We start from the raw sequence: 20,448 nt of genomic DNA, 5'->3' as shown, positions 1-20,448 counted from the left end.
CGCCGCGCCTACGCTGAGGGCATGAGTCTCATCGTCGAGTTCGCCGGTCACACCCCCTCCCTCGCCGACTCCGCCTGGGCGGCGCCCACCGCGACGCTCATCGGCGACGTCGTCGTCGGCGCCGATTCGAGCGTGTTCTACGGCGCCGTGCTCCGCGGCGATTCCGACCGCATCCGCCTCGGCGACGGCTCGAACGTGCAGGACAACGTGGCCATGCACGTCGACGCCGGGCGACCGCTCACGATCGGGAGCGGCGTGAGCATCGGGCACGGCGCCGTCGTGCACGGCTGCACCGTCGAGGACGACTGCCTCATCGGCATGGGGGCCACGGTGCTCAACGGCGCGGTCATCGGCTCCGGTTCGCTCGTCGCCGCGGGCGCGGTCGTGCTGGAGGGCACCGTCGTGCCGCCGCGGAGCCTCGTCGCGGGCGTGCCGGGCAAGGTGCGACGCGAGCTGACCGACGAGGAGGTGGCGGGCGTCCGCGCGAACGCGACGCACTACGTGGAACTCGCCGCGCAGCACCGGGCCGCGACCGCCGGAGCGAACCGCGGCTGAGCCCGCGCCCACGCTCCGGCCCGGTCACCCCTCACGGCAGCGAGAGCGGACATCCGCCACCCCGAGCGGCGCGGCGGACCCTGCCCGCGGCGTGTCGCACGACGGATCCGCGCTCGCTGCCGCCGCGAGGATCAGCTGAAGCGGGCGACCACGGCGAGCGCCGCGACGACGGTGCACGGCACGAGGATCACGAACGCGACGACCGCGACCGGGCGGGCCGTCCGGTCACCCACCGAGAGGGCCGCCGCGACGAGCCCGGCGGCGGTCGCGGCGATGCCCAGCGGGGAGAACCAGCGTGCGAGGAGCGGGTCGTCGCCGATGTCGAAGGTGACGATCACGGTGAACACCGTCGCGGCGAGCACGGCCGACACGACCGCGAGCGCCGCGAGGCGACGGCGGCCGGGGCTGCCGGCGGGGTCGGTCATCCCACCAGGTTCTGCACGAACACGTGCGGGGTGAAGCCCGTGAGGTCGTTGATGCCCTCGCCCTGACCGACGAGCTTGATCGGGATGCCCGTCTTCTCCTGCACCGCGAGCACGAAGCCGCCCTTAGCGGAGCCGTCGAGCTTCGTGAGCACGAGGCCCGTCACCCCGGCGTGCTCGATGAACGCCTGCGCCTGCGCGAGCCCGTTCTGCCCGGTGGTCGCGTCGAGCACGAGCAGCACCTCGGCCACCGGGGAGAGCTTCTCGACCACGCGGCGCACCTTGCCGAGCTCGTCCATGAGCCCCGCCTTCGTCTGCAGCCGGCCGGCCGTGTCGATGAGCACGATCTCGATGCCCTCGCGCTGCGCGCGTTCGACCGTCTGGTACGCGACCGACGCCGGGTCCTGGCCCTGGTGCTGCGGGCGCACGACGGCGGCTCCGGCGCGCTCGGCCCACGTCGCGAGCTGCTCGACGGCGGCGGCGCGGAAGGTGTCGGCCGCGCCGACGACGACGCTGCGGTCGAAGGTGCGCAGGAAGCGGGCGAACTTGCCGATCGTCGTCGTCTTGCCTACGCCGTTCACCCCGACCACGAGCACGACCGCGGGACGTGCCGAGAGGGTCAGCGTCGGATCGTACTTCGAGAAGCGCTCCTCGAGCGATTCGCGCAGCATCCGCTTGAGGTCCGCCGGATCCGTCGTGCGGTAGCGGTCGACCTTCGCCCGCAGATCCTCGACGACGGCATCGGTCACGTCGGGACCGAAGTCCGCGCCGATGAGGGCGGCTTCGAGGTCCTCCCACGTCGTCTCGTCGATCGTACGTTTCGTGAACATGCCCCGAAGGGCTCCTGAGAGAGACCAGGGGGTACGCTCGGCCATCCCCTCAGGTTAGACGACCGGCAATAGGGTTCTCTGCGATGACGGTCTACGGATTCCACGCCTCCCATGAGCAGATCCCGCCCGCGCGCCTGCTCGACGACGTACGCAGCGCCGAATCTGCCGGCTTCGACGCCGGCATGTGCTCCGACCACTTCGCCCCCTGGAGCGAGAGACAGGGCGAGTCCGGATTCGCCTGGGCCTGGCTCGGTGCGGCCCTGCAGGCGACCTCGTGGCGGTTCGGTGTCGTGAACGCCCCCGGACAGCGCTACCACCCGGCGATCATCGCCCAGGCGGCGGCGACGCTCGAGTCGATGTACCCGGGCCGCTTCTGGGTCGCTGTCGGCAGCGGCGAGGCGATGAACGAGCACATCACCGGCGAACGCTGGCCCGCGAAGGCGGAACGCAACGCCCGGCTCCGCGAGTGCGTCGACATCATGCGCGCGCTCTTCGCCGGGGAGGAGGTCACCCATCGCGGCCTCGTGACGGTCGACCGCGCCCGGTTGTGGACCCGCCCCGAGACGCCGCCTCCGCTCATCGGCCCCGCGGTCACCCCGCAGACGGCCGCGTGGGCCGCGTCGTGGGCCGACGGTCTCGCGACCATCAATCAGCCGATCGAGAAGACCCGCGAGGTCGTCGACGCGTACCGCGACGCGGGCGGACGCGGACCCATCGTGCTGCAGTTGCACGTGTCCTGGGCCGCGGACGACGACACCGCGCTGCGGATCGCCCACGACCAGTGGCGCACGAACGTCTTCCCGCCTCCCCTCAGCTGGGACCTCGACACCCCCGAGCACTTCGACGCGGCGGCGCGCGACGTACCCCTCGAACGGATGCCCGACTCGGTGATCATCGCCTCGGACGCCGCCGCCCTCGCCGACCGCATCCGCGAGTACGTCGCCCTCGGCGCCGACGAGGTGTACCTGCACAACGTCGGACGGGACAACGCCGACTTCATCGACGCGGCCGGGTCGCGCATCCTGCCGCTGCTGCGAGGTGAGCACGCGTGAGACTGACCGACACGAGCGACCTGTGGTGGAAGACCGCCGTCGTCTACTGCCTCGACGTCGAGACGTTCATGGACTGGAACGACGACGGCGTCGGCGACTTCGAGGGGCTCGCGCACCGGCTCGACTACCTCGCGGAGCTCGGCGTCACGTGCCTGTGGCTCATGCCGTTCCACCCGTCGCCGCAGCAGGACGACGGCTACGACGTGTCGGACTTCTACTCGATCGACCGCCGCTACGGGCACCTCGGCGACTTCGTCGAGGTGGTCCGCACGGCACGTGACCGCGGCATGCGCGTCATCGCCGATCTCGTCGTCAACCACACGAGCGACCGGCATCCGTGGTTCCTCGCCGCGAAGTCGAGCCGCAAGTCGCCGTACCGGGACTTCTACGTGTGGCGCGACGAGCCGCCGAAGGAGCAGCCCGCACCGGTCTTCCCGGGCGAGCAGGACGGCGTGTGGGAGCTCGACGAGAAGTCGGGTCAGTACTACCTGCACAACTTCTACAAGCACCAGCCCGACCTCAACATGGCCAACCCGAAGGTGCGCGACGAGATCGCGAAGGTCATCGGGTTCTGGCTGGAGCTCGGGCTGGACGGGTTCCGGGTCGACGCGGTGCCCTACTTCGTCGCCCCGGACGAGGTCGACGGCCCGCACTCGTTCCTGCGCGAGCTCGCCCGGTACATCTCCCGTCGACGCGGCGACGCGATCCTGCTCGGCGAGGTGAACCTGCCGTACGAGCAGCAGCTCGACTACTTCGGCGGTCCCGACGGCGACCAGTTGAGCATGCAGTTCGACTTCGTCGGCATGCAGCGGATGTTCCTCTCGCTCGCCCGGGAGGACGCCACCCCGCTCGCCGAGGCTCTCGCGGCCCGCCCGCCGCTCGCGCCGGAGAACCAGTGGGCGAACTTCGTGCGCAACCACGACGAGCTGACCCTCGACAAGCTCTCCGAGGAGGAGCGCGAGGAGGTGTTCGACGCCTTCGCCCCCGAGGAGCGCATGCGCGTCTACGGGCGCGGCATCGTGCGCCGCCTCGCCCCCATGCTCGGCGGGGACCCCCGTCGCCTGCGCCTGGTCTACAGCCTGCTGTTCTCCCTGCCCGGCACGCCGGTGCTCTACTACGGCGAGGAACTCGGGATGGGCGAGGAGCTCAGCGCCGGAGGCCGCGCGTCCGTGCGCAACGCGATGCAGTGGAATCCGACGGAGCACGGCGGCTTCTCGAACGCCCGCCGACGCCGGCTCGCGCCGCACGTCACCCAGGGCGGTTTCGGGCCCGAGCACGTGAATGCGTCGCAGCAGCGCCACGATCCGGACTCGATGCTCAACTTCATCCGCCGGCTCATCGAGCGGTACCGCGCCTCGGCCGAGATCGGCTGGGGGGAACTGCGGATGCTCGACTCGGGCGATCCCGCGGTACTCGCCCACTCCGTGCACGGAGCCGAGGGCCGCATGATCGCGGTGCACAACTTCTCTGCGGAACCGCGCACCATCCGTCTGCGCCTCGACGACGTCGACGAGTCGACACGCCTCGTGGATCTGCTCGCGGAGGGTTCCCGCAACCCCGACGCCGCCGGGGTCGTCGAGGTGGAGCTCGGTGCGTACGGCTTCCACTGGTTGCGCGTGCTCGGCGCCGCCGACAAGCGGTTGTCCTGACCGGTGCCCACGACCCGGGAGAATGGATCCCCGTGACCTACGCCTTCATCCGCCACGGACAGACCGACTGGAACCGCGAAGACCGACTCCAGGGCTCGAGCGACATCCCCCTGAACGAACGCGGACGTGAGCAGGCCGCCGAGGCGGTCGACGTCGTGCGCGGGACCGAGTGGGCCGCCGTCGTGAGTTCTCCGCTCTCGCGGGCGCGCGAGACGGCGCAGATCATCGCCGACCGGCTGGGCGTCCCGCTCGGCGCCGCGTACGAGGAACTCACCGAACGCGATTACGGGCCCCTCGAGGGGTTCAACGCGACCGAGGCGATGGACCGCTGGCCCGACCGCGAATACCCGGGCGCAGAACCCATCCCGTCGGTCGTCGAGCGCGGCCGGGCGGGCCTCGCCCGCATCGCGGACGACTACGGGGACGCGGACGTCGTGATCGTCTGCCACGGGACGATCATCCGCTACACCCTCGCCTCGCTCGCGGGGAGCCCCGTCGACGGCATCCGCAACGGCGCCGTGTCGACGTTCCGGCTCGACGGTGACGCGTGGAAGGTGCTCACCGTGAACGGCGAGCCGTTCGTCGCGGTCGCCGAGACCGACGCCGACTGACGCCTCAGCTGGCCTTCTCGGCCGGGGTCGCGACGCGCTGCCCCACCACGGCGCTCACGCCGTCCTGCCGCATCGACACCCCGTAGAGCGCGTCCGCGATCTCCATCGTGCGCTTCTGGTGCGTGATCACGATGAGCTGCGACGACTCGCGCAGGTCTTCGAAGATCGTCAGCAGCCGGCCGAGGTTCGCGTCGTCGAGCGCCGCCTCCACCTCGTCCATGATGTAGAACGGGCTCGGCCGGGCCTTGAAGATCGCGATCAGCAGCGCGACCGCGGCGAGCGAGCGTTCCCCGCCGGAGAGCAGCGACAACCGTTCGATCTTCTTTCCCGCCGGCTTCACCGACACCTCGATGCCCGTCGTGAGCATGTCATCGGGATCGGTCAGGTGCAGGCTCCCCGTTCCGCCGGGGAACAGGATCGGGAAGACGCGGTCGAACGCGGCCCGCGTGTCATCGAAGGCCGCCGCGAAGATGTCGCGCATCCGACCGTCGAGTTCCTCGATGATCGTGAGCAGGTCGCGCCGGGTGTTCGTCAGGTCGGTGAGCTGCTCGGTGAGGAACTTGTGCCGCTGCTCGAGCGCGGCGAACTCCTCGAGCGCGAGCGGGTTGACCCGGCCGAGCTGCGACAGCTTGCGCTCGGCGCGTGCGAGGCGCGCCTCCTGCTCCGCCCGCACGAACGGCACGGTCGGCACCTCGGCGTCGGGGTCGTCGGATGCGCGACCCGCCGGGTCGGGCACCGGCACCTCGGGACCGTACTCGGCGACGAGCACGTCTTCGACGAGACCGAGTTCGTTGCCGGCCCGTTCGAGCAGGCTCGACAGGTGCAGCTTCTTCTCGTAGATCTGCATCTCGAGTCCGTGCACGCTGTCGCTCACGGCGGTGAGACGCTCGCGCAGGGCCGCCTCGGAGCGCCGCAACTCCGACAGCTCCTCGTTCTGCTGGGCACGTTCGGCTTCGGCCGCCGCGAGCCGCACGCGGGCCTCGGCGACGGAGCGGTCGACCGCATCGAGCACCGCAGGCAGCGCCTCGACGACCCGGGTCGCGCTCGCGATCTGCCGTTGACGCAGCACCGTGAGCCGGGCCTGTTCCTGGGCGGCCTGACGTTCGGCCTGGCGGCGCCGTTCGAGCTGTTCGGCGCGCGCGACCTCGCCGCGCACCCGTTCGCGGATCGTCTCGAGGGCGATGCGCTGCTCGAGTTCCGAGGCACGTGCGGCCTCGAGTTCGGCCACGAGACCGTCCCGTGCGGAGACGTCGAGCATCGGGCGGGGCGTCGCGGCGTGCTCGTCGCGGGCGGCCTCGGCGCGTGCCACGGCGGATTCCGCCTCGCGGACCGCCTCGGTCGATCGGGAGAGACCCGAGCCGATCCGTTCCCACTCGGCCTGCGCCGCCTCGAACTGCACCCGCGCGCGGGAGAGGCGCTCGCTCTGGGCGGAGAGCTCCGCGTCGAAGGCCCGGAGGGCCGCGAGCGCGGCGGAGGCGCGCTGCTTGGCCGCGTCGAGTGCGCCCCGCAGTTCCGCGAGGTCGAACCGCACCCGCTCGATCGTCGTGGCGACCTCGGCGAGCCGCTCCGCTGCGGCGTCGCGTTCGGCGACGAGTTCGAGCCGGCTGCGTCCGTCGTCGCTGCCGCCGCGTACGACGACGGCGGTGACGACGTCGCCCTCGCGGGTGACGAGGGTGAGTCCGTCGTCGAGCTTCGGCCAGACCCGTGCGGCCGCCTCCAGATCGTCGACGACGACGACACGGGCGAGCAGGGCGAGCACTCCGTCGGGGGCGGTGACCAGTCCGGCGGCGGGGAGGGCCCCGTCGACCGCCCTGACGGGGTCGGAGTTCGTCGGGGCGTCGGCGATGACGACCTCGACGCGGCCCGCGTCGGTCTCGGCGGCGTGCCGCACCGCGTCGAAGGCGGCGTCGCGGGAGTCGGCGAGCGCGGCCTCGGCGAGTGAACCCAGGGCGGCCGCGATGGCGGCCTCGTACCCGGGGCGCACCTGCACGTGATCGGCGACGATGCCGCGGATACCCGTGACCGACGCGATCGCGGTGGATCCGTCCTTCGAGTCCACCGCCATCGAGAGCGCGGAGTTACGGGCGGCGAGGGCGTCGCGCTCGCGTTCATGGGTGTGCAGCTCGTCGCGCATCCGCTCGATGTCGGCCTGCAGAGCCGCGACCTCGCTCTCGGCGGCCTCGTAGTCGGCGTCGAGGGCGCCGTCGCCCTGCTCGACCTCGGTCGCCTCGGCCTCGAGCTCGTCGAGCGCCGCGCGGTTGGAGTCGCGCCGCGCCTCGGCCTGCTCGAGCGCGTTCTGCTGCCGGAGCAGTTCGCCCCGCGTCGCGGCGAGCCGCGACTGGGCGACCTCGACCGCGCTGACGAGTCGGGCGACCTCGAGGTCGTGCTGCGAGACGAGGGCGCTCTGCGCGCTGATCTCCTCGTCGAGGGAATCGAGCGATGCCTTCGCGGTGGCGGTCGCTCCCGCGGCACGCCCGACGGCCTGCTCGGCGATCGCGACGTCGTCACGCAGCCGCGCGGCCTCGTCGCGGGCCTCCTGCACCATCTGCTCGGTGACGGTGACGGATGCGCCCGGGGCCTCGGCCTGCTGGGCGAGCATCGTGAGCTTCTGGTTGGCGAGGGAGAACAGCGACCGCAAGCGGTCCTGCGCCTGCTCGAGTCCGAACGCGACGCGCCGGGCCGTGTCGACGGCGTCGCCGGTCATCGACTGCTCGAGCCGACCCTGCCGGAGTTTCGCCTGGTCGAGTTGCTCCTGCAGCACGATGCGTTCGCTCTTGCGCTCGTGTTCGCTGCGCCCGAAGTCGGCGAGCGCGGCGCGCAGCGCGACGACCTCGTCGGCGAGCAGCCGCGCGCGGGCGTCGCGGACGACCGCCGCGATCGACTGCGCCTCGCGCGCGATCTCGGCCTGCTGTCCGAGCGGCTTGAGCTGGCGGCGCAGCTCACCGGCGAGGTCGTTGAGGCGGGTGAGGTTGGTCTGCATCGCCTCGAGCTTGCGGAGGGTCTTCTCCTTGCGTCGACGGTGCTTGAGGATGCCCGCGGCCTCCTCGATGAACCCGCGGCGTTCCTCGGGCGTGGCGTGCAGCACCGCGTCGAGCTGTCCCTGTCCGACGATGACGTGCATCTCGCGGCCGAGGCCCGAATCGGACAGCAGCTCCTGCACGTCGAGCAGGCGGCACGTCTCGCCGTTGATCGCGTATTCGCTGCCGCCGTTGCGGAACAGTGTGCGCGAGATCGTGACCTCGCTGTAGTCGATCGGCAGGGCGCCGTCGGAGTTGTCGATGGTCAGCACGACCTCGGCGCGACCGAGGGGCCCCTTCGTCGCCGTGCCGGCGAAGATGACGTCCTCCATCTTGCCGCCGCGGAGCGTCTTCGCGCCCTGCTCCCCCATCACCCAGGCGAGCGCATCCACGACGTTGGACTTGCCCGAGCCGTTCGGTCCGACCACGCACGTCACGCCGGGTTCGAAGGCGAAGGTGGTCGGCTGCGCGAACGACTTGAAGCCCTTGAGCGTCAGGCTCTTCAGATACACGCGGCCTCCCCTCGATGTGTGCGGCGGTTCGCCGGACTGTCCCGCCCGGATGCTGGGTCGAGCGTACCCGACCCTCGACCCGGCACCGCGGAGGCGCTAGCCTGGTCGGCTGCCCGATTTCCGAATCCCATTCGCCTCCGAGGAGAGCCGCACCGCATGTCCGCCTTCACCGTCGAGGAACTGCGCATCCCCGCCCGCATCGAGGATGCCGACGCGGCCGATTTCATCGCGACCGTCGATGTGCGCAACGCCGTCGAGGCGGAGGTGTGGGGCTCCGACGAGGGAACGTGGACGGCGGCGGAACTGCTGCCGGGGTGGCAGTCCGAGCACGAGCCGCACCGGCTCTTCGGTGTGCGCGTCGACGGGCGGGTCGTCGCCCGGGCGATGTTCGAGACGCGCCTCGGCGAGGCCGCCGACACCGCGTGGGTGGTCGTGCAGGTGCTGCCGGAGTACCGTCGGCGCGGCATCGGAACCGCGCTCGCGGACCGTGTCGAGGGCGTCGCGGCGGAAAGCGGCGTCCGCAAGCTCATCGTCTACACGCCGTCCGCCGATGCACCCGGCGAGCGGCTCGTGCCGCCGACCGGCTCCGGGTCGGTGCCCGCCGGTAACGCGGAGGTGCGGTTCCTGCTCGCCCGCGGCTACCGGCTGGAGCAGGTGGCCCGCGCCAGCCGGCTCGCGCTGCCGGTGCCCGCAGCCGACCTCGAGGCGCACCTCGCCGCGGCGACCGCCAGGGCCGGCACCGACTACCGCGTGGAGCGCTGGACCGGCCCCACCCCGGGCGACCGGCTCGGCGACATGGCGCACCTCATCACGCGGATGGTGACGGATGCGCCGAGCGCCGGCCTCGAAGAGCCCGCCGATCCGTGGACGGCCGAGCGCGTGCACGAGGAGGAGTTGCGCGAGCAGGCGAGCCCGACGACGGTGCTCACCGCCGCGGTCGAGCACGTGCCGAGCGGGCGCCTGGCCGGCTACACGCAGCTGTATGTGCCGCGGGAGCCGCACCGGCCGGTGACGCAGGGCGACACGCTCGTGCTGCGGGAGCACCGCGGGCACCGTCTGGGTATGGTGCTGAAGATCGCGAACCTGCTGCACCTCGAGCAGGAGCGCCCCGGCCACCCCTCGGTGCTGACCTTCAACGCCGAGGAGAACCGGCCGATGCTCGACGTCAACGAGGCGGTCGGCTTCGTGTCGATCGGGTTCGAGGGCGCGTGGCGTAAGGACCTCTGAGATTCAGCCCTCCGCCCGCACGAGGCGGACGAAACGGATCACGAGGTCGTCGGCGCCCTGCTCGAGCGCGATGCGGAACCGTGCGGTTCCGCCGAGGCCCGGCAGGGTGACCGTGGCGGTGCGCCACCCACCCGTGTTCGCGCGTTCGATGACGGGTGAGCCTCCGGAGGCGGTGTCGAGCGAGAAGCCGCCCCGGCCCGTGTCGAGGAAGGTGACCTTCGCCACGAGACGTCGGTCGCCTGCGGCCGCGGCGAACCGCTCGTCGACCTCGAGCACGAAGCCGGTATCGCCCTCGGCGACCGCCGTGGAGAGCCCCTCGAACGCGGTGCCGTTGTCGGGCTCGAGCGTCTCGACGTGCGCGTCCACCTCGGTGCGGTGGGCCACCGACCCCGGTTCGTCCCGCTGCACGAGCCACCGTTCGAGGTTGCGTACCCACGGCCGATCGACCCAGGCTGCCGGGTCGGCGAACCGTTCGCCCGCCTCGTCGCGCCAGTAGGTGTCCTCCGCGTCGCGGAAGGCGGCCCAGGCATCGGCCGAGGTCTCCGGCCGTTGCCCCTGCGACAACCGCACCCAGTCCCAGTGCTCCGGGTACTCGTCGAAGTACGACGGCCCGGGCACGACATAGATCCAGTTCGTGCGCAATTGCAGCGCCTTGAGGTTCGACTGCCGCACCGCGTAGTACGGCTCGTCGGTCTCGTAGCCGCAATCGGTGTAGCACTCGTTCTCGGTCGCGACGACGAACCGGCCGCTGTGCACGGGAAGCGACTCGTCCACGACGAGGTGCCCGTCGGGCTGGATCGCCGAGCCGTACGCGGGGGCTTCGCTGAGGTGGAAGTTCGCGAGTTCCGTGATGCCGGTGCGGATGCCCATGCCGGCGTCGACGGCGTCGCGGGCGAGCAGATCGTCGGCGGCACCGAACGGTCCGAACGGGTAGTCCTCCCCCGTGAAGACGAGCTTGTGCGCCTGGTCGCCGAAGAGCTCGACGAGGTCGGTCCAGGCGTGGGAGTACCAGGCGAGGTACGCCTCCTCGTCGAGGTCACCGGTCTCGACGGCGGCCGAGACGATGTCGTAGTCGAACTCCGCCCAGGTGAAGGCGCCGGGCACGTAGACGAAGCGCAGCCGCGGATCCGCGGCGAGCCCCTCATCGACGAAGACGCGGCGGTAGGTGTCGAGCAGGTGCCCCCACACGCACTCGTCCCAGATGGGCAGGTGCTCCATGCCGTCGTAGTCCGGTCCGTAGGTCGACACGCCGCACTCGTCGACGATCCACTCGGGCGCCCAGTCCGCACCGCTCGCGAACAATCGCATCCAGAAGGCGCCCGGGTCGGCGAGTTGGTCGTGGAGCGAGGCGAACTCGAGCTGTTGAGCGCTGCCGCTCGCCGCGCGGTCGATGGCGGCATCGCGTCGCGGCTGCAGCTGGCGCCAGGTGAGGTCGACCGAGCGCACGAGCACGCGGTGCTCCTCGGAGGCCTCCTCCGAGAAGAATCCCGAGTTCGCCGCGGGCCGCACCCACGGGGGCAGGCTCCAGTCGTCGCCGTCGATGACGACGGACGCGCCGGCCGGCGCGTCGACGAACGCGGCCCGCGGGCCGCTGGTGTCGACCGGTGGCGGGGTGGGCCGCGGATCGGCGGCGGAGGTGCATCCGGCCATCAGGACTCCGATCAGCACCACTGCGGCCGCGCCGATGCGGCGCGGCACCCGGCGTCGGCTCACTCGGCGGAGGCGGGTCGAGGGGCGGTCTCCACCCGCACGAGCGTACGCGCCGTCGCGACATCGTCGGCGGTGAACGACGCGGCGCCCGGTCGTGCCGTGTTCGCGGCGGCACCCGCGCTCGCGAGGGAGAGCGCGTCGCCGAGGTCGCCACCCGCCTCCAGTGCGACGAGCAGCCCGGCGAGGAAGCTGTCGCCACTGCCGACGGCGAAGCGGCCCGGGTGCGGGTACGGCGCGGCGCGGCGCGCGTGAGTGCGGTCGACGGCGGCCGCGCCGTGCACCCCGTCGGTGACCACCGCGAGCCCACCGGTGCGCTCGTGGAGTGCGCCGGCGAGGGCGAGGGCGTCCCCGTCTCGGCCCAGGTATCCGCTCGCCTCGGCGCGGTTGATCTTGACGACCGCCGGCGGGACGGCCTCGAGCACGGCGGCGAGCGCGGAGCCGTGCGTGTCGACGGCGACGTGGTCTCCCGCGGCGACGCGGTCCGCGAGCAGCCGGACGAGCAGCGCGGGGTCGAGCGCGGGCGGGACGCTCCCCGAGAGGGCGGTCCAGCCTCCGGCGTCGAGGGCGGCCGTCGCCGCGAGCACGCCCTCGAGCGCGGCGTCGTCGACGCCGGTCGCGGGTTCGTAGAACTCGGTGTGCACTCCGTCGTCCCCGACGACCGTCACGCACGTGCGCGTCTCCCCGGGTGCCGGCACGACGATCATCTCCACGTCGGCCTCGGCGGCGAGCCGGGCGACGAGGTCGCCGATGCCGCCGCCGAGCGGCGCGACGACGCGCGCGCGGCCGCCGAGTGTCGCGGCCGCCCGCGCGAGGTTGAGTCCCTTGCCGCCCGGCAGGCGCAGCACCTCGCGCGGCCGGTGGATCGCGCCGAGCTCCACCGTGTCGACGAGGTAGGTGACATCGAGCGCGGGACTCAGCAGGAGCGTCGTGATCACAGGTGCGCCCGCAGCTCGTCGAGGGTGGCCTGCGCCCCGGTTCCGCCGGCGGCCCGGGTCGAGAGCGATCCGGCGACCGTCGCCCAGCGCACCCGCTCGCGCTCATCGTGCACGCCGTGCGCGATCGCGGCGAGGTAGCCGGCATCGAAGCTGTCGCCCGCGCCGGTCGTGTCGACGACGTCGATCTCGAGGCCGGGTGCCGCGTGGCGCTCCCCCGCGGGATCGAGCGACCAGCCGCCCGCGGCGCCGTCCTTCACGACGAGCCGTACGCCGGCGGCGAGCGGGTCGGCCACGCGCGAGATCGCCTCGAGCTCGGCGCGGTTCGGCAGCAGCACGTCGACGTGCTCGAGTGCGCCGGAGACGCCGCTCCAGCGTTCCGTGGGGTCCCAGTTCGTGTCGAGGCTCACCCCGGCGCCCGCGGCGCGCAGTCCCGCCAGCACGTCGGGCAGCGACTCGGTGAACCCCGGCATGAGGAACGGCGAGGCGACGTGCACCCACCGCGCGTCGCCGAGGGCGACGTCGGCGGGGCGCAGGGTCGGGATGGTGCCCGGCAGGGTGAGGATCGCCCGGTCGTCCGCGCCGGAGAGGATCACCGAGATGCCCGTCGGCACGACCGGGTCGACGCGGATGCGGTCGGTCGCGACTCCCGCGGCGGTGAGCGCGTCGAGGGTGAACCGCCCGAACCCGTCGTCGCCGACGACGGCGGCGAGCGCGGTCGGCACCCCGAGTCGGGCGAGCCCGCAGGCGACGATCGCCGCACTGCCGCCGAGCACGAGGTCCGCGGCGTCGAGCAGTTGCTCCGCCTGACCGAAGCGCGGCACGACGTCGCCGCGCAGCACGAGGTCGACGTTCGCGTCGCCGACGACCAGCACCGGGTGCGGTGCGCTCATCGCCGATCCCCTCTCGATCCGTTCCGGGTCACTGCTCCCACGGTCATCCCTTCATCCCGGTGAGCGTCATGGTCGCCACGAACTGCTTCTGGGCGAACAGGAAGAACAGGATGAGCGGCAGGGTCGCGACGACGTTGCCGGCCATGAGCAGCTCCCACTGGGTGCGCCGCGTGCTCTGGAAGTTCGCGAGCCCGAGCTGCACGGTGAACGCCTCGTCGTTGTTGATCGCGATGAGCGGCCAGACGAGGTCGTTCCACGAGCTCAAGAGGGTGAAGATCGCGAGCGTCGCCAGTGCCGGCTTCGCGAGCGGCAGGATCACGTGCCAGAAGATCTGCCAGCGGTTCCCTCCGTCGATGCGTCCCGCCTCCTCGAGCTCGGGCGGGAGCGACAGGAAGAACTGCCGCATCAGGAAGATCCCGAACGCCGACGCGAGCCACGGCACGATCGCGGCGCCCAGGCCGTCGACGAGCCCCCAGCGCGAGAACAGGATGTACGTCGGGATCATGAGCAGCTGGGTGGGGATCATGATCGTGGCGATGATGAGGAAGATGCCCGTCGTGCGACCGCGGAACTTCAGTCGCGCGAACCCGTACCCGGCGAGGGAGCACAGCACGAGGTGCGACACGATCGCCGACAGCGACACGATCACCGAATTCGCCAGCCAGCGCACCACATCCGTCGTCGTGAACAGCGCGATGAACCCGCCGAAGTCGATGCGGGACGGCACCAACGGCGGCGGATAGGCGATGAGCTCCGCCGCCGGCGACACCGAGGCGAGGAACATCTGTACGAAGGGGATGGCGAACAGCAGCGAGACGGGAGCGAGCACGAAGTGCCATCCCGACATGCGGCGCTTCCCCCGCCGCGGGCGGGGCGCCTCCGCGGCGCGTGCGCCGGCCGTCGCCGCGTTCGACAGGATCGTGGCCATCAGAACGCCTCCGTTCCGCGGCGGCGCGAGTACACGACGACGCCGATCGTGATGAGCAGGGTGAGTCCGAACAGCGCATAGGCGACCGCGGATCCGTACCCGAACTCGAGGCGTCGGAACGCCTGCTCCCACAGGTAGTAGACGATCGTCTTCGTGGCGTCGAGGGGCCCACCGCGGGTCGTCGTGTAGACGAGGTCGAAGAGCTGGATCGACCCGATCGTCTGCCAGATCGCAGTGAACACGGTCACCGGGGCGAGCTGCGGCCAGACGACGCGCCAGAACGTCTGCCAGCGGTTCGCCCCGTCGAGGCGGGCGGCCTCGAGCAGCTCACCGGGCACGTCCTGCAGGGCGGCGAGGTACAGCACCGTCGTGAACGCGGCCTGCCCCCACAGCGACATGAGGGCGATGACGAACATCGCCTGCGACTCGTCCTCGAGCCACCCCTGAGCCGGCAGCCCGATCGTACGCAGCACGTTGTTGACGAGGCCGAACTGCGGGCTGAAGAGGTAGGTCGAGAGGATGCCGGTGGCCGCCGCCGACGCCACGAACGGAACGAAGATCGCGGTGCGGTAGAGCCCGATGAACCGGATGCGGCGGTTGAGCGCGACGGCGAGGAAGAGCCCGGCGAACAGCGACATCGGCACGAACATGGCCGTGTAGAGGCCGGTGTGCTGCACGGCGGAGAAGAAGTCGGCGTCGGTGATGAGCTCGGCGTAGTTGTCGCCGCCGACGAACTCCGGCTCGCTGAAGCCGTCCCACTCCTGGAGGGAGAGCAGGAAGGCCCACCCCGCGGGGAAGATCGACAGCCCGAGCACGATGACCGCCGCGGGGGCGACGAACAGCCATCCGCCGAGGTCTTCACGCCATCGCGCGACGCGGGAGCGTCGGCGGCCGCTCGCGGCGGGACGGTCGGCGCGACCGCCCCGCCCGCGGACCGTCATGGTGCTCATCGTCGTCGACTCCTTCCTCGGCACGTCGGGTCGCTCAATCGGCGAGGGCTTCGTCGGCCTCGGCCGCCGCCTCCTCGAGGGCGTCCTTCGGTTCGCCCCGGCCCTGCAGCACTTCGGCGATCGCGTTGGCGATCGACTCCGACAGTCCGACGTAGCCGGGCACGGTGGGCCGGGCCTTCACCGCGTTCTCGCCGTTGGCGGCCATGATGTCGAGTCCCGGCAACGCCGCGACCTGCTCCTGGAACGCCTCGGACTCGAGTTCGCTCGTGCGCAGCGGCAGGTTGCCGTAGGCGACGTTCCAGCGTTCGTCCTGCTCAGCCGCGGTGAGCCACGCGGCGAACTCGGTGACCCAGTACTCGCGGTTGGCGTCCTGGTGGTCGAAGAGCGCCCAGATGTCGGGGCCGGAGACGGTCTGGTGATCCCCGTCCGTGCCCGGCAGCACGGTGACGCCGTACTGCGTGCCCGCGGTGTTCAGGTCGTACAGCTGCCAGGGCCCCGACGTCATCATGCCGATGCGGTCGGCGGCGAAGAGCTGCGCGAAGCGGGTGTCGGTCTGGTCGAGGTAGACGCTGCCGTCGTCGACCGCCATGCCGCGCAGGAACTCGAGCGCCTCGACGCCGGCGTCCGAGGCGAACGCCGCCTTCGTACCGTCCTCGCTGAGGATCTCGCCACCGCGCTGCCAGAGGTGCGGCCAGAACTGCCAGGTGGTCTCCTCGGACCCCGAGACGGAGTAGGCGTAGCCGTAGGTGTCGGTGGTGGGGTCGGTGAGGGCCGCTGCGGCCTCCCGGAAGTCCTCCCACTCCCAGTCCTCGGTGGGGTACTCGACCCCGGCGGCGTCGAAGACCGTCTTGTTGTAGATGAGCGAGATGTTGTCGACGAGGGCGGGGAAGCCGATCGTCTTCTCGCCGGAGGGCCGCACGGTCGCCCGCGCCGCCTCGCTGAACTCGTCCCAGGCGAGGTCCGGGTCCTCCGTGCGCTCGGTGATGTCGAGCGTGCGCTTGGAGGACTCGAGCTGGCTCGCCCACGAGCCGAAGGAGTACGACATGTCGGGGTAGTTGCTGCTCGCGAAGCCGGCGGAGAGCTTCTGGAGCAGCTCCTCCGTGCTCGACGCGCCCTCGGAGACGTCGATCGTCACGTTGGGATGCTCCTCCTCGAACTCGGCGGCGAGATCGGCGAGCAGCTGGTGCGCCTCGTCGGTCTGCCCCGTCCAGAACTCGATCGTGACGTCGGCGTCCTCGTCGAGTTCGGTCGCGCCCTGCTGGCCGCCGGTGCAGGCGGCGAGGCCGAGGAGCCCGGTGGCGGCGACCGCGAGGGCGGTGAGCGGCCGGAGTCGGCGGCGAGAGCGGGGGTGTCGGGTCATCGGTGTCTCCTTCGAACGGATTCGTCTGCTGCAGCGGTGGAGCGGTGGAGCCGGTGGTGCGGTCGGATGAGCGCGGGAGGACGTCGTTACGAGACGACCCCGCACACCGACGCGACGACCTCGGCCATCGCGTCGCGGGAGGCGCTCGCGACGGGCCGCGGGTCCACGAGGTCGGGCCGGCTCTCGAGCAGGCGGCGGGTGGCCGCGGTGCCCGCGATGTTGAGCGCGGTGCCCACATTGACCTTGCGGATGCCGGCCTCGACCGCTCGGGCGAGCTCGGCATCCGAGACGCCCGACGAGCCGTGGAGCACGAGGGGCACGGACACGATCGCCGCGATGCGGCGCACGAGGTCGTGGTCGACCGAGGCGGAGCGGTCGCGCATCGCGTGCGATGACCCGACCGCGACGGCGAGTCCGTCGACGCCGGTCGCGGCCACGAACGACGCGGCCTCCTCGGGATCGGTGCGCACGCCCGGCGCGTGCGCGCCGTCTTTGCCGCCGATCTCGCCGAGCTCGGCTTCGACCCACAGTCCGGCGTCGTGCGCGCGGGCGGCCGCCTCGGCGGTCGCGGCGACGTTCCCGCTGTAGTCGAGCGTCGCGAAGTCGATCATGATCGAGCCGAGGCCGAGCTCGCGCGCGATGTCGATGCCCGTGTCGATGAGCGCGGGGTCGTCGATGTGGTCGAGGTGGAGCGACACCGGCACGGCGGCGGCCGCCGCGACCTCGCGGCACGCGGCGAGGAGGGGACGCGGGTTCCCTCCGTGGAAGCGCACCGCGTTCTGGCTGATCTGCAGGATGACGCCGCGCTGCGCGCGTTCCGCGCCGGTCACGATCGCCTCCGCGTGCTCGAGGGTGATGACGTTGACCGCAGCGACCGCGCGATCCCGTGTCACCGCGTCGGCGATGAGCTCGACCGTCGACGCGAGGCTCACGACAGCACCAGCTCGACGCGACCGCCGAGGTTCTCGGGGAGCACGCCCTCGTGCGCCGCGAACAGGGCGTCGGCGAGCTCCCAGAGGCGCTCCGGGGTGAGGGTCGACGAGGCGTTGGGGTCGACGAGCAGGGCCTGCTTGACGAGGTCGCGATCGCCTGTCCGGGCGGCCTCGACCGTCAGTTCGGCGACGGAGAGGTAGGTGCGGTTGTGCACGGCGCCCTGGGCGGGGATCGCGCCGACGGCCACGGGCTCGATCCCGTCCGCGGAGACGCGCGCCGGCACCTCGACGACGGCGCCCTCCGGGAGGTTCGAGATGAGACCCCGGTTGACGACATTGGCGTGGATCTCACGCTCGGTGCCGGTGATCATCGAGTGGATGATCTGCGGCGCGTACTCCGCCGCGTCGCCCTCCTCGTGCAGTTCGAGGTCGCCGCCGGAGTCGAGGGCCTGCCGCGCGGTGGTGAACTCCGCGACGTTCTGCTCGCTGATCCCGAGGTACTCGAGCGGCTGCAACCGGAACCGGTCGATCTGCTCGTCGGAGCGCAGGAACCAGGAGAGGTACTCCGAGCTGTGCTCGCTCGTCTCGGTCGGGTAGAACCCGATGCGGCGGAACATCTCGACCCGCACGCGGCGTTCGAGTTCCGGATCCGCGGCGATCCGTTCCCGCAGCCGCGGGTAAAGGTCCTCACCGTCGAGGCTCCACTCGTAGAGCCAGGACTGGTGGTTGACGCCGGCGGCCCGGTAGCGGGTGCGTTCGAGCGGCGCCCCGACGAGGTCGCACAGGTCGTTGACCGTCCAGTACACGCTGTGGCAGAGCCCGACGGCCTTGAGCTGCGGCGCGACGGCCGACATCCACCAGATGTTCATCGCCATCGGATTCGTGTAGTTGAGGAACCACGCGTCGGGGCAGAGCTCGAGCATGTCGCGCGCGATCGCCGACAGCACCGGGAAGGTGCGCAGGGCGCGGAACGCCCCGCCGACCCCCGTCGTGTCGCCGATCGTCTGCCGCAGCCCGAACGACGCCGGCAGCTCGAGATCGACCCGAGTCGCGTCGATGCCGCCGACCTGCACCATGTTGATCACGAAGTCGGCGCCGGCGAGCGCGGCGCGGCGGTCGAGGGTCGCCTCGACGCGCACCGCGCGACCCAGGCGGGACGAGACGTGGTCGGCGGTGCCGCGGGCGACGCGCAGCCGCTCGGGGTCGACGTCGTGCAGCACGATGTCGAGGGTCGGCAGGTCGTCGAAACGGAGCAGGTCGGTGAGCAGCTGGCGTGTGAACACGACGCTGCCCGCTCCGATGAACAGGATGCGGGTCATGGCTCGATACTGGACAGACTGCGCGTTTCGCGCAATACACTGAGCGACAACTAGTCGAATCGATCATTTTCGCTGCGCGAGTCGGCGACCGACGGCATGCACCACGCAGGAGGACCCATGACGACGCCGACCGCTCACCCGGGCTCCCCGGCCGCGTCGGGCAAGCGCTCGCGCCGGATGATCGCCATCCTCGACCTGCTCGCCGAGCGGGGATCGGTCTCCCTCGCCGACCTCGCCGACACGCTCGGCATCTCCGCCGCGACGGCACGACGCGACCTGGCGGAGCTTGCCGAGCAGCGTCTCCTGTTGCGCACCCACGGCGGCGCGCGGCTCATCGACTCCCGCAGCGAACTGCCGGTCAGTCTGCGCGACACGCGCTTCCAGGAGGCCAAGCGGGCGATCGGCGCCGCCGTGGCCGACCTCATCCCGCGGCAGCGTTACGCCGTCGCCCTCAGCGGCGGCACGACCGCCGCGAACGTCGCCCGGGCGCTCGCCCAGCACGAGGAGCTGACGATCGTCACCAACTCGCTGACCATCGCGCAACTCGTGACGAGCCACCCGCAGCTGAAGGTCGTGATGACCGGGGGCATCCTGCGCCCGCAGTCCCTCGAGCTCGTCGGCGTGCTCGCCGAGAACACCTTCAACGCGATCAACCTCGGCACCGCGATCCTCGGAACCGACGGCATCACCGCGAGCGGCGGAGTGACGACGCACGACGAGACGGAGGCCCGCACCAACAACGCCATGGTGACGCACGCCCAGCGCGTCATCGTCGTCGCGGACGGCTCGAAGGTCGGGCGGCTCGCGCTCGCCCAGGTGGCGACGACCGATCAGATCGACCTGCTCGTCACCGACCGGTCGGCCGATCCCGACGAGGTGCGGGCGCTGCGCGACGCGGGCGTCGAGGTGCGCCTCGTCGACGCGTGAGCGGACTCAGGCGGATGCCCGCTGCACGGCCTCCCGCGCCGGCTGCGAGGCGAGCTCCGGCTTCATGCGGGGATCGACCCGGCGCTCCGTCGGCCACTCGTCGAGAGCGCGCGCGACGAAGTCGGCGGTGCGCCCAATGACGCGCGCGGGATTGCCGCCGACGATCGACCCGGCGGGCACGGACTTCGTGACCACGGCGCCGGCGGCGACGATGCAGTCGTCGCCGATCGCGACACCCGGCATCACGATGGCGCGGGCGCCGATGAACACCCGGTCACCCACGGTGATCGGGGCGAGGCGGTAGCGGCGGCGACCCTCGGTGTCGCGGGCGAGCCAACCCGCGCCGTCGTGGGTGATGAAGAGCACCTCGCTGCTGACCGTCACGTCGTCGCCGATCGTGAGCAGCGCGTACTCCGACCGCACGTTGCACGAGATGATGCGCGACCCGCGGCCGACGGTGACCCCGAGGGAACGCGCGGCTTCGGCGCCGCCCGCGAGACGCGAGACGATCCGCCACCGCCAGCGCGTCGGGAGGCGGCGCAGGATGCTGCGGGGAACGATGCTCACCCGCCCACCCTAAGGGTCCCCCGTCCGGGGGACAAGACGGGTGACGATTCTTCGC

18 protein-coding genes are annotated in these 20,448 nt (G+C 71.7%); 6 read left to right on the top strand and 12 right to left on the bottom strand.

Annotated elements, in window-relative coordinates:
- Window positions 1–21: 21 nt before the first annotated feature.
- Window positions 22–555, top strand: a complete 534-nt coding sequence (locus CLV46_RS06450) for a gamma carbonic anhydrase family protein (protein ID WP_100364013.1) — start codon at window positions 22–24, stop codon at window positions 553–555.
- Between the two features lie 131 nt (window positions 556–686).
- Here CLV46_RS06450 and CLV46_RS06445 read toward each other — a convergent pair whose 3' ends face one another.
- Together CLV46_RS06445 and ftsY are read right to left on the bottom strand one after the other, a co-directional pair.
- Window positions 687–980 (bottom strand): hypothetical protein, encoded by a 294-nt coding sequence (locus tag CLV46_RS06445; RefSeq protein ID WP_100364012.1) that lies wholly within the window; start codon window positions 978–980, stop codon window positions 687–689.
- On the bottom strand, window positions 977–1,852 hold the full coding sequence (gene ftsY / locus CLV46_RS06440) for a signal recognition particle-docking protein FtsY (RefSeq protein WP_100364011.1): 876 nt from the start codon (window positions 1,850–1,852) through the stop codon (window positions 977–979). Before ftsY ends, CLV46_RS06445 begins: the two co-directional genes overlap by 4 nt.
- 38 nt (window positions 1,853–1,890) lie before the next feature.
- Between ftsY and CLV46_RS06435 the strand changes: the two genes are divergently transcribed.
- The 3 genes from CLV46_RS06435 to CLV46_RS06425 are packed head-to-tail and all read left to right on the top strand — an operon-like array spanning window position 1,891 to window position 5,119.
- Window positions 1,891–2,859 (top strand): TIGR03885 family FMN-dependent LLM class oxidoreductase, encoded by a 969-nt coding sequence (locus CLV46_RS06435; RefSeq protein ID WP_100364010.1) that lies wholly within the window; start codon window positions 1,891–1,893, stop codon window positions 2,857–2,859.
- Window positions 2,856–4,508, top strand: coding sequence for an alpha-amylase family protein (locus CLV46_RS06430; RefSeq protein WP_100364009.1), 1,653 nt, complete (start codon window positions 2,856–2,858; stop codon window positions 4,506–4,508). Before CLV46_RS06435 ends, CLV46_RS06430 begins: the two co-directional genes overlap by 4 nt.
- Before the next feature lie 32 nt (window positions 4,509–4,540).
- Window positions 4,541–5,119, top strand: coding sequence for a histidine phosphatase family protein (locus CLV46_RS06425; RefSeq protein ID WP_100364008.1), 579 nt, complete (start codon window positions 4,541–4,543; stop codon window positions 5,117–5,119).
- 4 nt (window positions 5,120–5,123) lie between these two features.
- Here CLV46_RS06425 and smc read toward each other — a convergent pair whose 3' ends face one another.
- Window positions 5,124–8,648, bottom strand: coding sequence for a chromosome segregation protein SMC (smc, locus tag CLV46_RS06420; protein ID WP_100364007.1), 3,525 nt, complete (start codon window positions 8,646–8,648; stop codon window positions 5,124–5,126).
- A gap of 156 nt (window positions 8,649–8,804) precedes the next feature.
- Here smc and CLV46_RS06415 point away from each other — a divergent pair, with 156 nt between their 5' ends.
- A complete protein-coding gene (locus CLV46_RS06415) occupies window positions 8,805–9,875 on the top strand; it encodes a GNAT family N-acetyltransferase (RefSeq protein WP_100364006.1) in 1,071 nt (356 codons plus the stop codon).
- 3 nt (window positions 9,876–9,878) lie between these two features.
- On the opposite strand, the gene CLV46_RS06410 is transcribed toward CLV46_RS06415, so the two are convergent.
- The 8 genes from CLV46_RS06410 to melA all read right to left on the bottom strand — a co-directional run bounded on the left by CLV46_RS06410 (window position 9,879) and on the right by melA (window position 18,899).
- Window positions 9,879–11,588, bottom strand: coding sequence for a hypothetical protein (locus CLV46_RS06410; RefSeq protein ID WP_100364005.1), 1,710 nt, complete (start codon window positions 11,586–11,588; stop codon window positions 9,879–9,881).
- Complete coding sequence (locus CLV46_RS06405) at window positions 11,585–12,520, bottom strand: 1-phosphofructokinase family hexose kinase (protein ID WP_157802249.1); 936 nt, start codon at window positions 12,518–12,520, stop codon at window positions 11,585–11,587. Before CLV46_RS06405 ends, CLV46_RS06410 begins: the two co-directional genes overlap by 4 nt.
- Window positions 12,517–13,410 carry a carbohydrate kinase family protein gene (locus tag CLV46_RS06400; protein WP_100364003.1) on the bottom strand — a complete coding sequence of 298 codons (894 nt, stop codon included), beginning with the start codon at window positions 13,408–13,410 and terminating at the stop codon, window positions 12,517–12,519. Before CLV46_RS06400 ends, CLV46_RS06405 begins: the two co-directional genes overlap by 4 nt.
- A gap of 43 nt (window positions 13,411–13,453) precedes the next feature.
- The gene (locus CLV46_RS06395; protein ID WP_100364002.1) at window positions 13,454–14,338 is read right to left on the bottom strand and encodes a carbohydrate ABC transporter permease; all 885 of its coding nucleotides are present in this window, start codon (window positions 14,336–14,338) and stop codon (window positions 13,454–13,456) included.
- Window positions 14,338–15,288, bottom strand: a complete 951-nt coding sequence (locus tag CLV46_RS06390) for a carbohydrate ABC transporter permease (protein ID WP_245866590.1) — start codon at window positions 15,286–15,288, stop codon at window positions 14,338–14,340. The genes CLV46_RS06395 and CLV46_RS06390 overlap by 1 nt, the downstream gene beginning before the upstream one ends.
- 34 nt (window positions 15,289–15,322) lie before the next feature.
- Window positions 15,323–16,648: an extracellular solute-binding protein gene (locus tag CLV46_RS06385; protein WP_100364001.1), complete on the bottom strand. Its 1,326-nt coding sequence runs from the start codon at window positions 16,646–16,648 to the stop codon at window positions 15,323–15,325.
- Window positions 16,649–16,734: 86 nt separating this feature from the next.
- Complete coding sequence (locus CLV46_RS06380; RefSeq protein WP_100364000.1) at window positions 16,735–17,580, bottom strand: class II fructose-bisphosphate aldolase; 846 nt, start codon at window positions 17,578–17,580, stop codon at window positions 16,735–16,737.
- Complete coding sequence (melA, locus tag CLV46_RS06375; protein WP_100363999.1) at window positions 17,577–18,899, bottom strand: alpha-galactosidase; 1,323 nt, start codon at window positions 18,897–18,899, stop codon at window positions 17,577–17,579. Before melA ends, CLV46_RS06380 begins: the two co-directional genes overlap by 4 nt.
- 117 nt (window positions 18,900–19,016) lie before the next feature.
- Between melA and CLV46_RS06370 the strand changes: the two genes are divergently transcribed.
- On the top strand, window positions 19,017–19,826 hold the full coding sequence (locus tag CLV46_RS06370; protein WP_100363998.1) for a DeoR/GlpR family DNA-binding transcription regulator: 810 nt from the start codon (window positions 19,017–19,019) through the stop codon (window positions 19,824–19,826).
- 6 nt (window positions 19,827–19,832) lie between these two features.
- Here the strand turns inward: CLV46_RS06370 and CLV46_RS06365 are convergent, their stop codons facing one another.
- The gene (locus tag CLV46_RS06365) at window positions 19,833–20,393 is read right to left on the bottom strand and encodes an acyltransferase (RefSeq protein WP_100363997.1); all 561 of its coding nucleotides are present in this window, start codon (window positions 20,391–20,393) and stop codon (window positions 19,833–19,835) included.
- Window positions 20,394–20,448: the final 55 nt, after the last annotated feature.

The sequence above is a fragment of the Diaminobutyricimonas aerilata genome (genome assembly GCF_002797715.1).
GTDB classification, from domain to species: Bacteria; Actinomycetota; Actinomycetes; order Actinomycetales; family Microbacteriaceae; genus Diaminobutyricimonas; species Diaminobutyricimonas aerilata.
The sequence above is the reverse complement of the archived record's forward strand: the minus strand, read 5'-3'. Positions and strand labels throughout refer to the sequence as shown.

What these genes read in the sequence shown, in the direction of transcription:
- CLV46_RS06390 (WP_245866590.1), bottom strand. Translation starts at nt 15,288, where the DNA reads ATGAGCACCATGACGGTCCGCGGGCGGGGCGGTCGCGCCGACCGTCCC.
- CLV46_RS06415 (WP_100364006.1), top strand. Translation starts at nt 8,805, where the DNA reads ATGTCCGCCTTCACCGTCGAGGAACTGCGCATCCCCGCCCGCATCGAG.
- melA (WP_100363999.1), bottom strand. Translation starts at nt 18,899, where the DNA reads ATGACCCGCATCCTGTTCATCGGAGCGGGCAGCGTCGTGTTCACACGC.
- CLV46_RS06385 (WP_100364001.1), bottom strand. Translation starts at nt 16,648, where the DNA reads ATGACCCGACACCCCCGCTCTCGCCGCCGACTCCGGCCGCTCACCGCC.
- CLV46_RS06395 (WP_100364002.1), bottom strand. Translation starts at nt 14,338, where the DNA reads ATGGCCACGATCCTGTCGAACGCGGCGACGGCCGGCGCACGCGCCGCG.
- CLV46_RS06450 (WP_100364013.1), top strand. Translation starts at nt 22, where the DNA reads ATGAGTCTCATCGTCGAGTTCGCCGGTCACACCCCCTCCCTCGCCGAC.
- ftsY (WP_100364011.1), bottom strand. Translation starts at nt 1,852, where the DNA reads ATGGCCGAGCGTACCCCCTGGTCTCTCTCAGGAGCCCTTCGGGGCATG.
- CLV46_RS06435 (WP_100364010.1), top strand. Translation starts at nt 1,891, where the DNA reads ATGACGGTCTACGGATTCCACGCCTCCCATGAGCAGATCCCGCCCGCG.
- CLV46_RS06400 (WP_100364003.1), bottom strand. Translation starts at nt 13,410, where the DNA reads ATGAGCGCACCGCACCCGGTGCTGGTCGTCGGCGACGCGAACGTCGAC.
- CLV46_RS06445 (WP_100364012.1), bottom strand. Translation starts at nt 980, where the DNA reads ATGACCGACCCCGCCGGCAGCCCCGGCCGCCGTCGCCTCGCGGCGCTC.
- CLV46_RS06370 (WP_100363998.1), top strand. Translation starts at nt 19,017, where the DNA reads ATGACGACGCCGACCGCTCACCCGGGCTCCCCGGCCGCGTCGGGCAAG.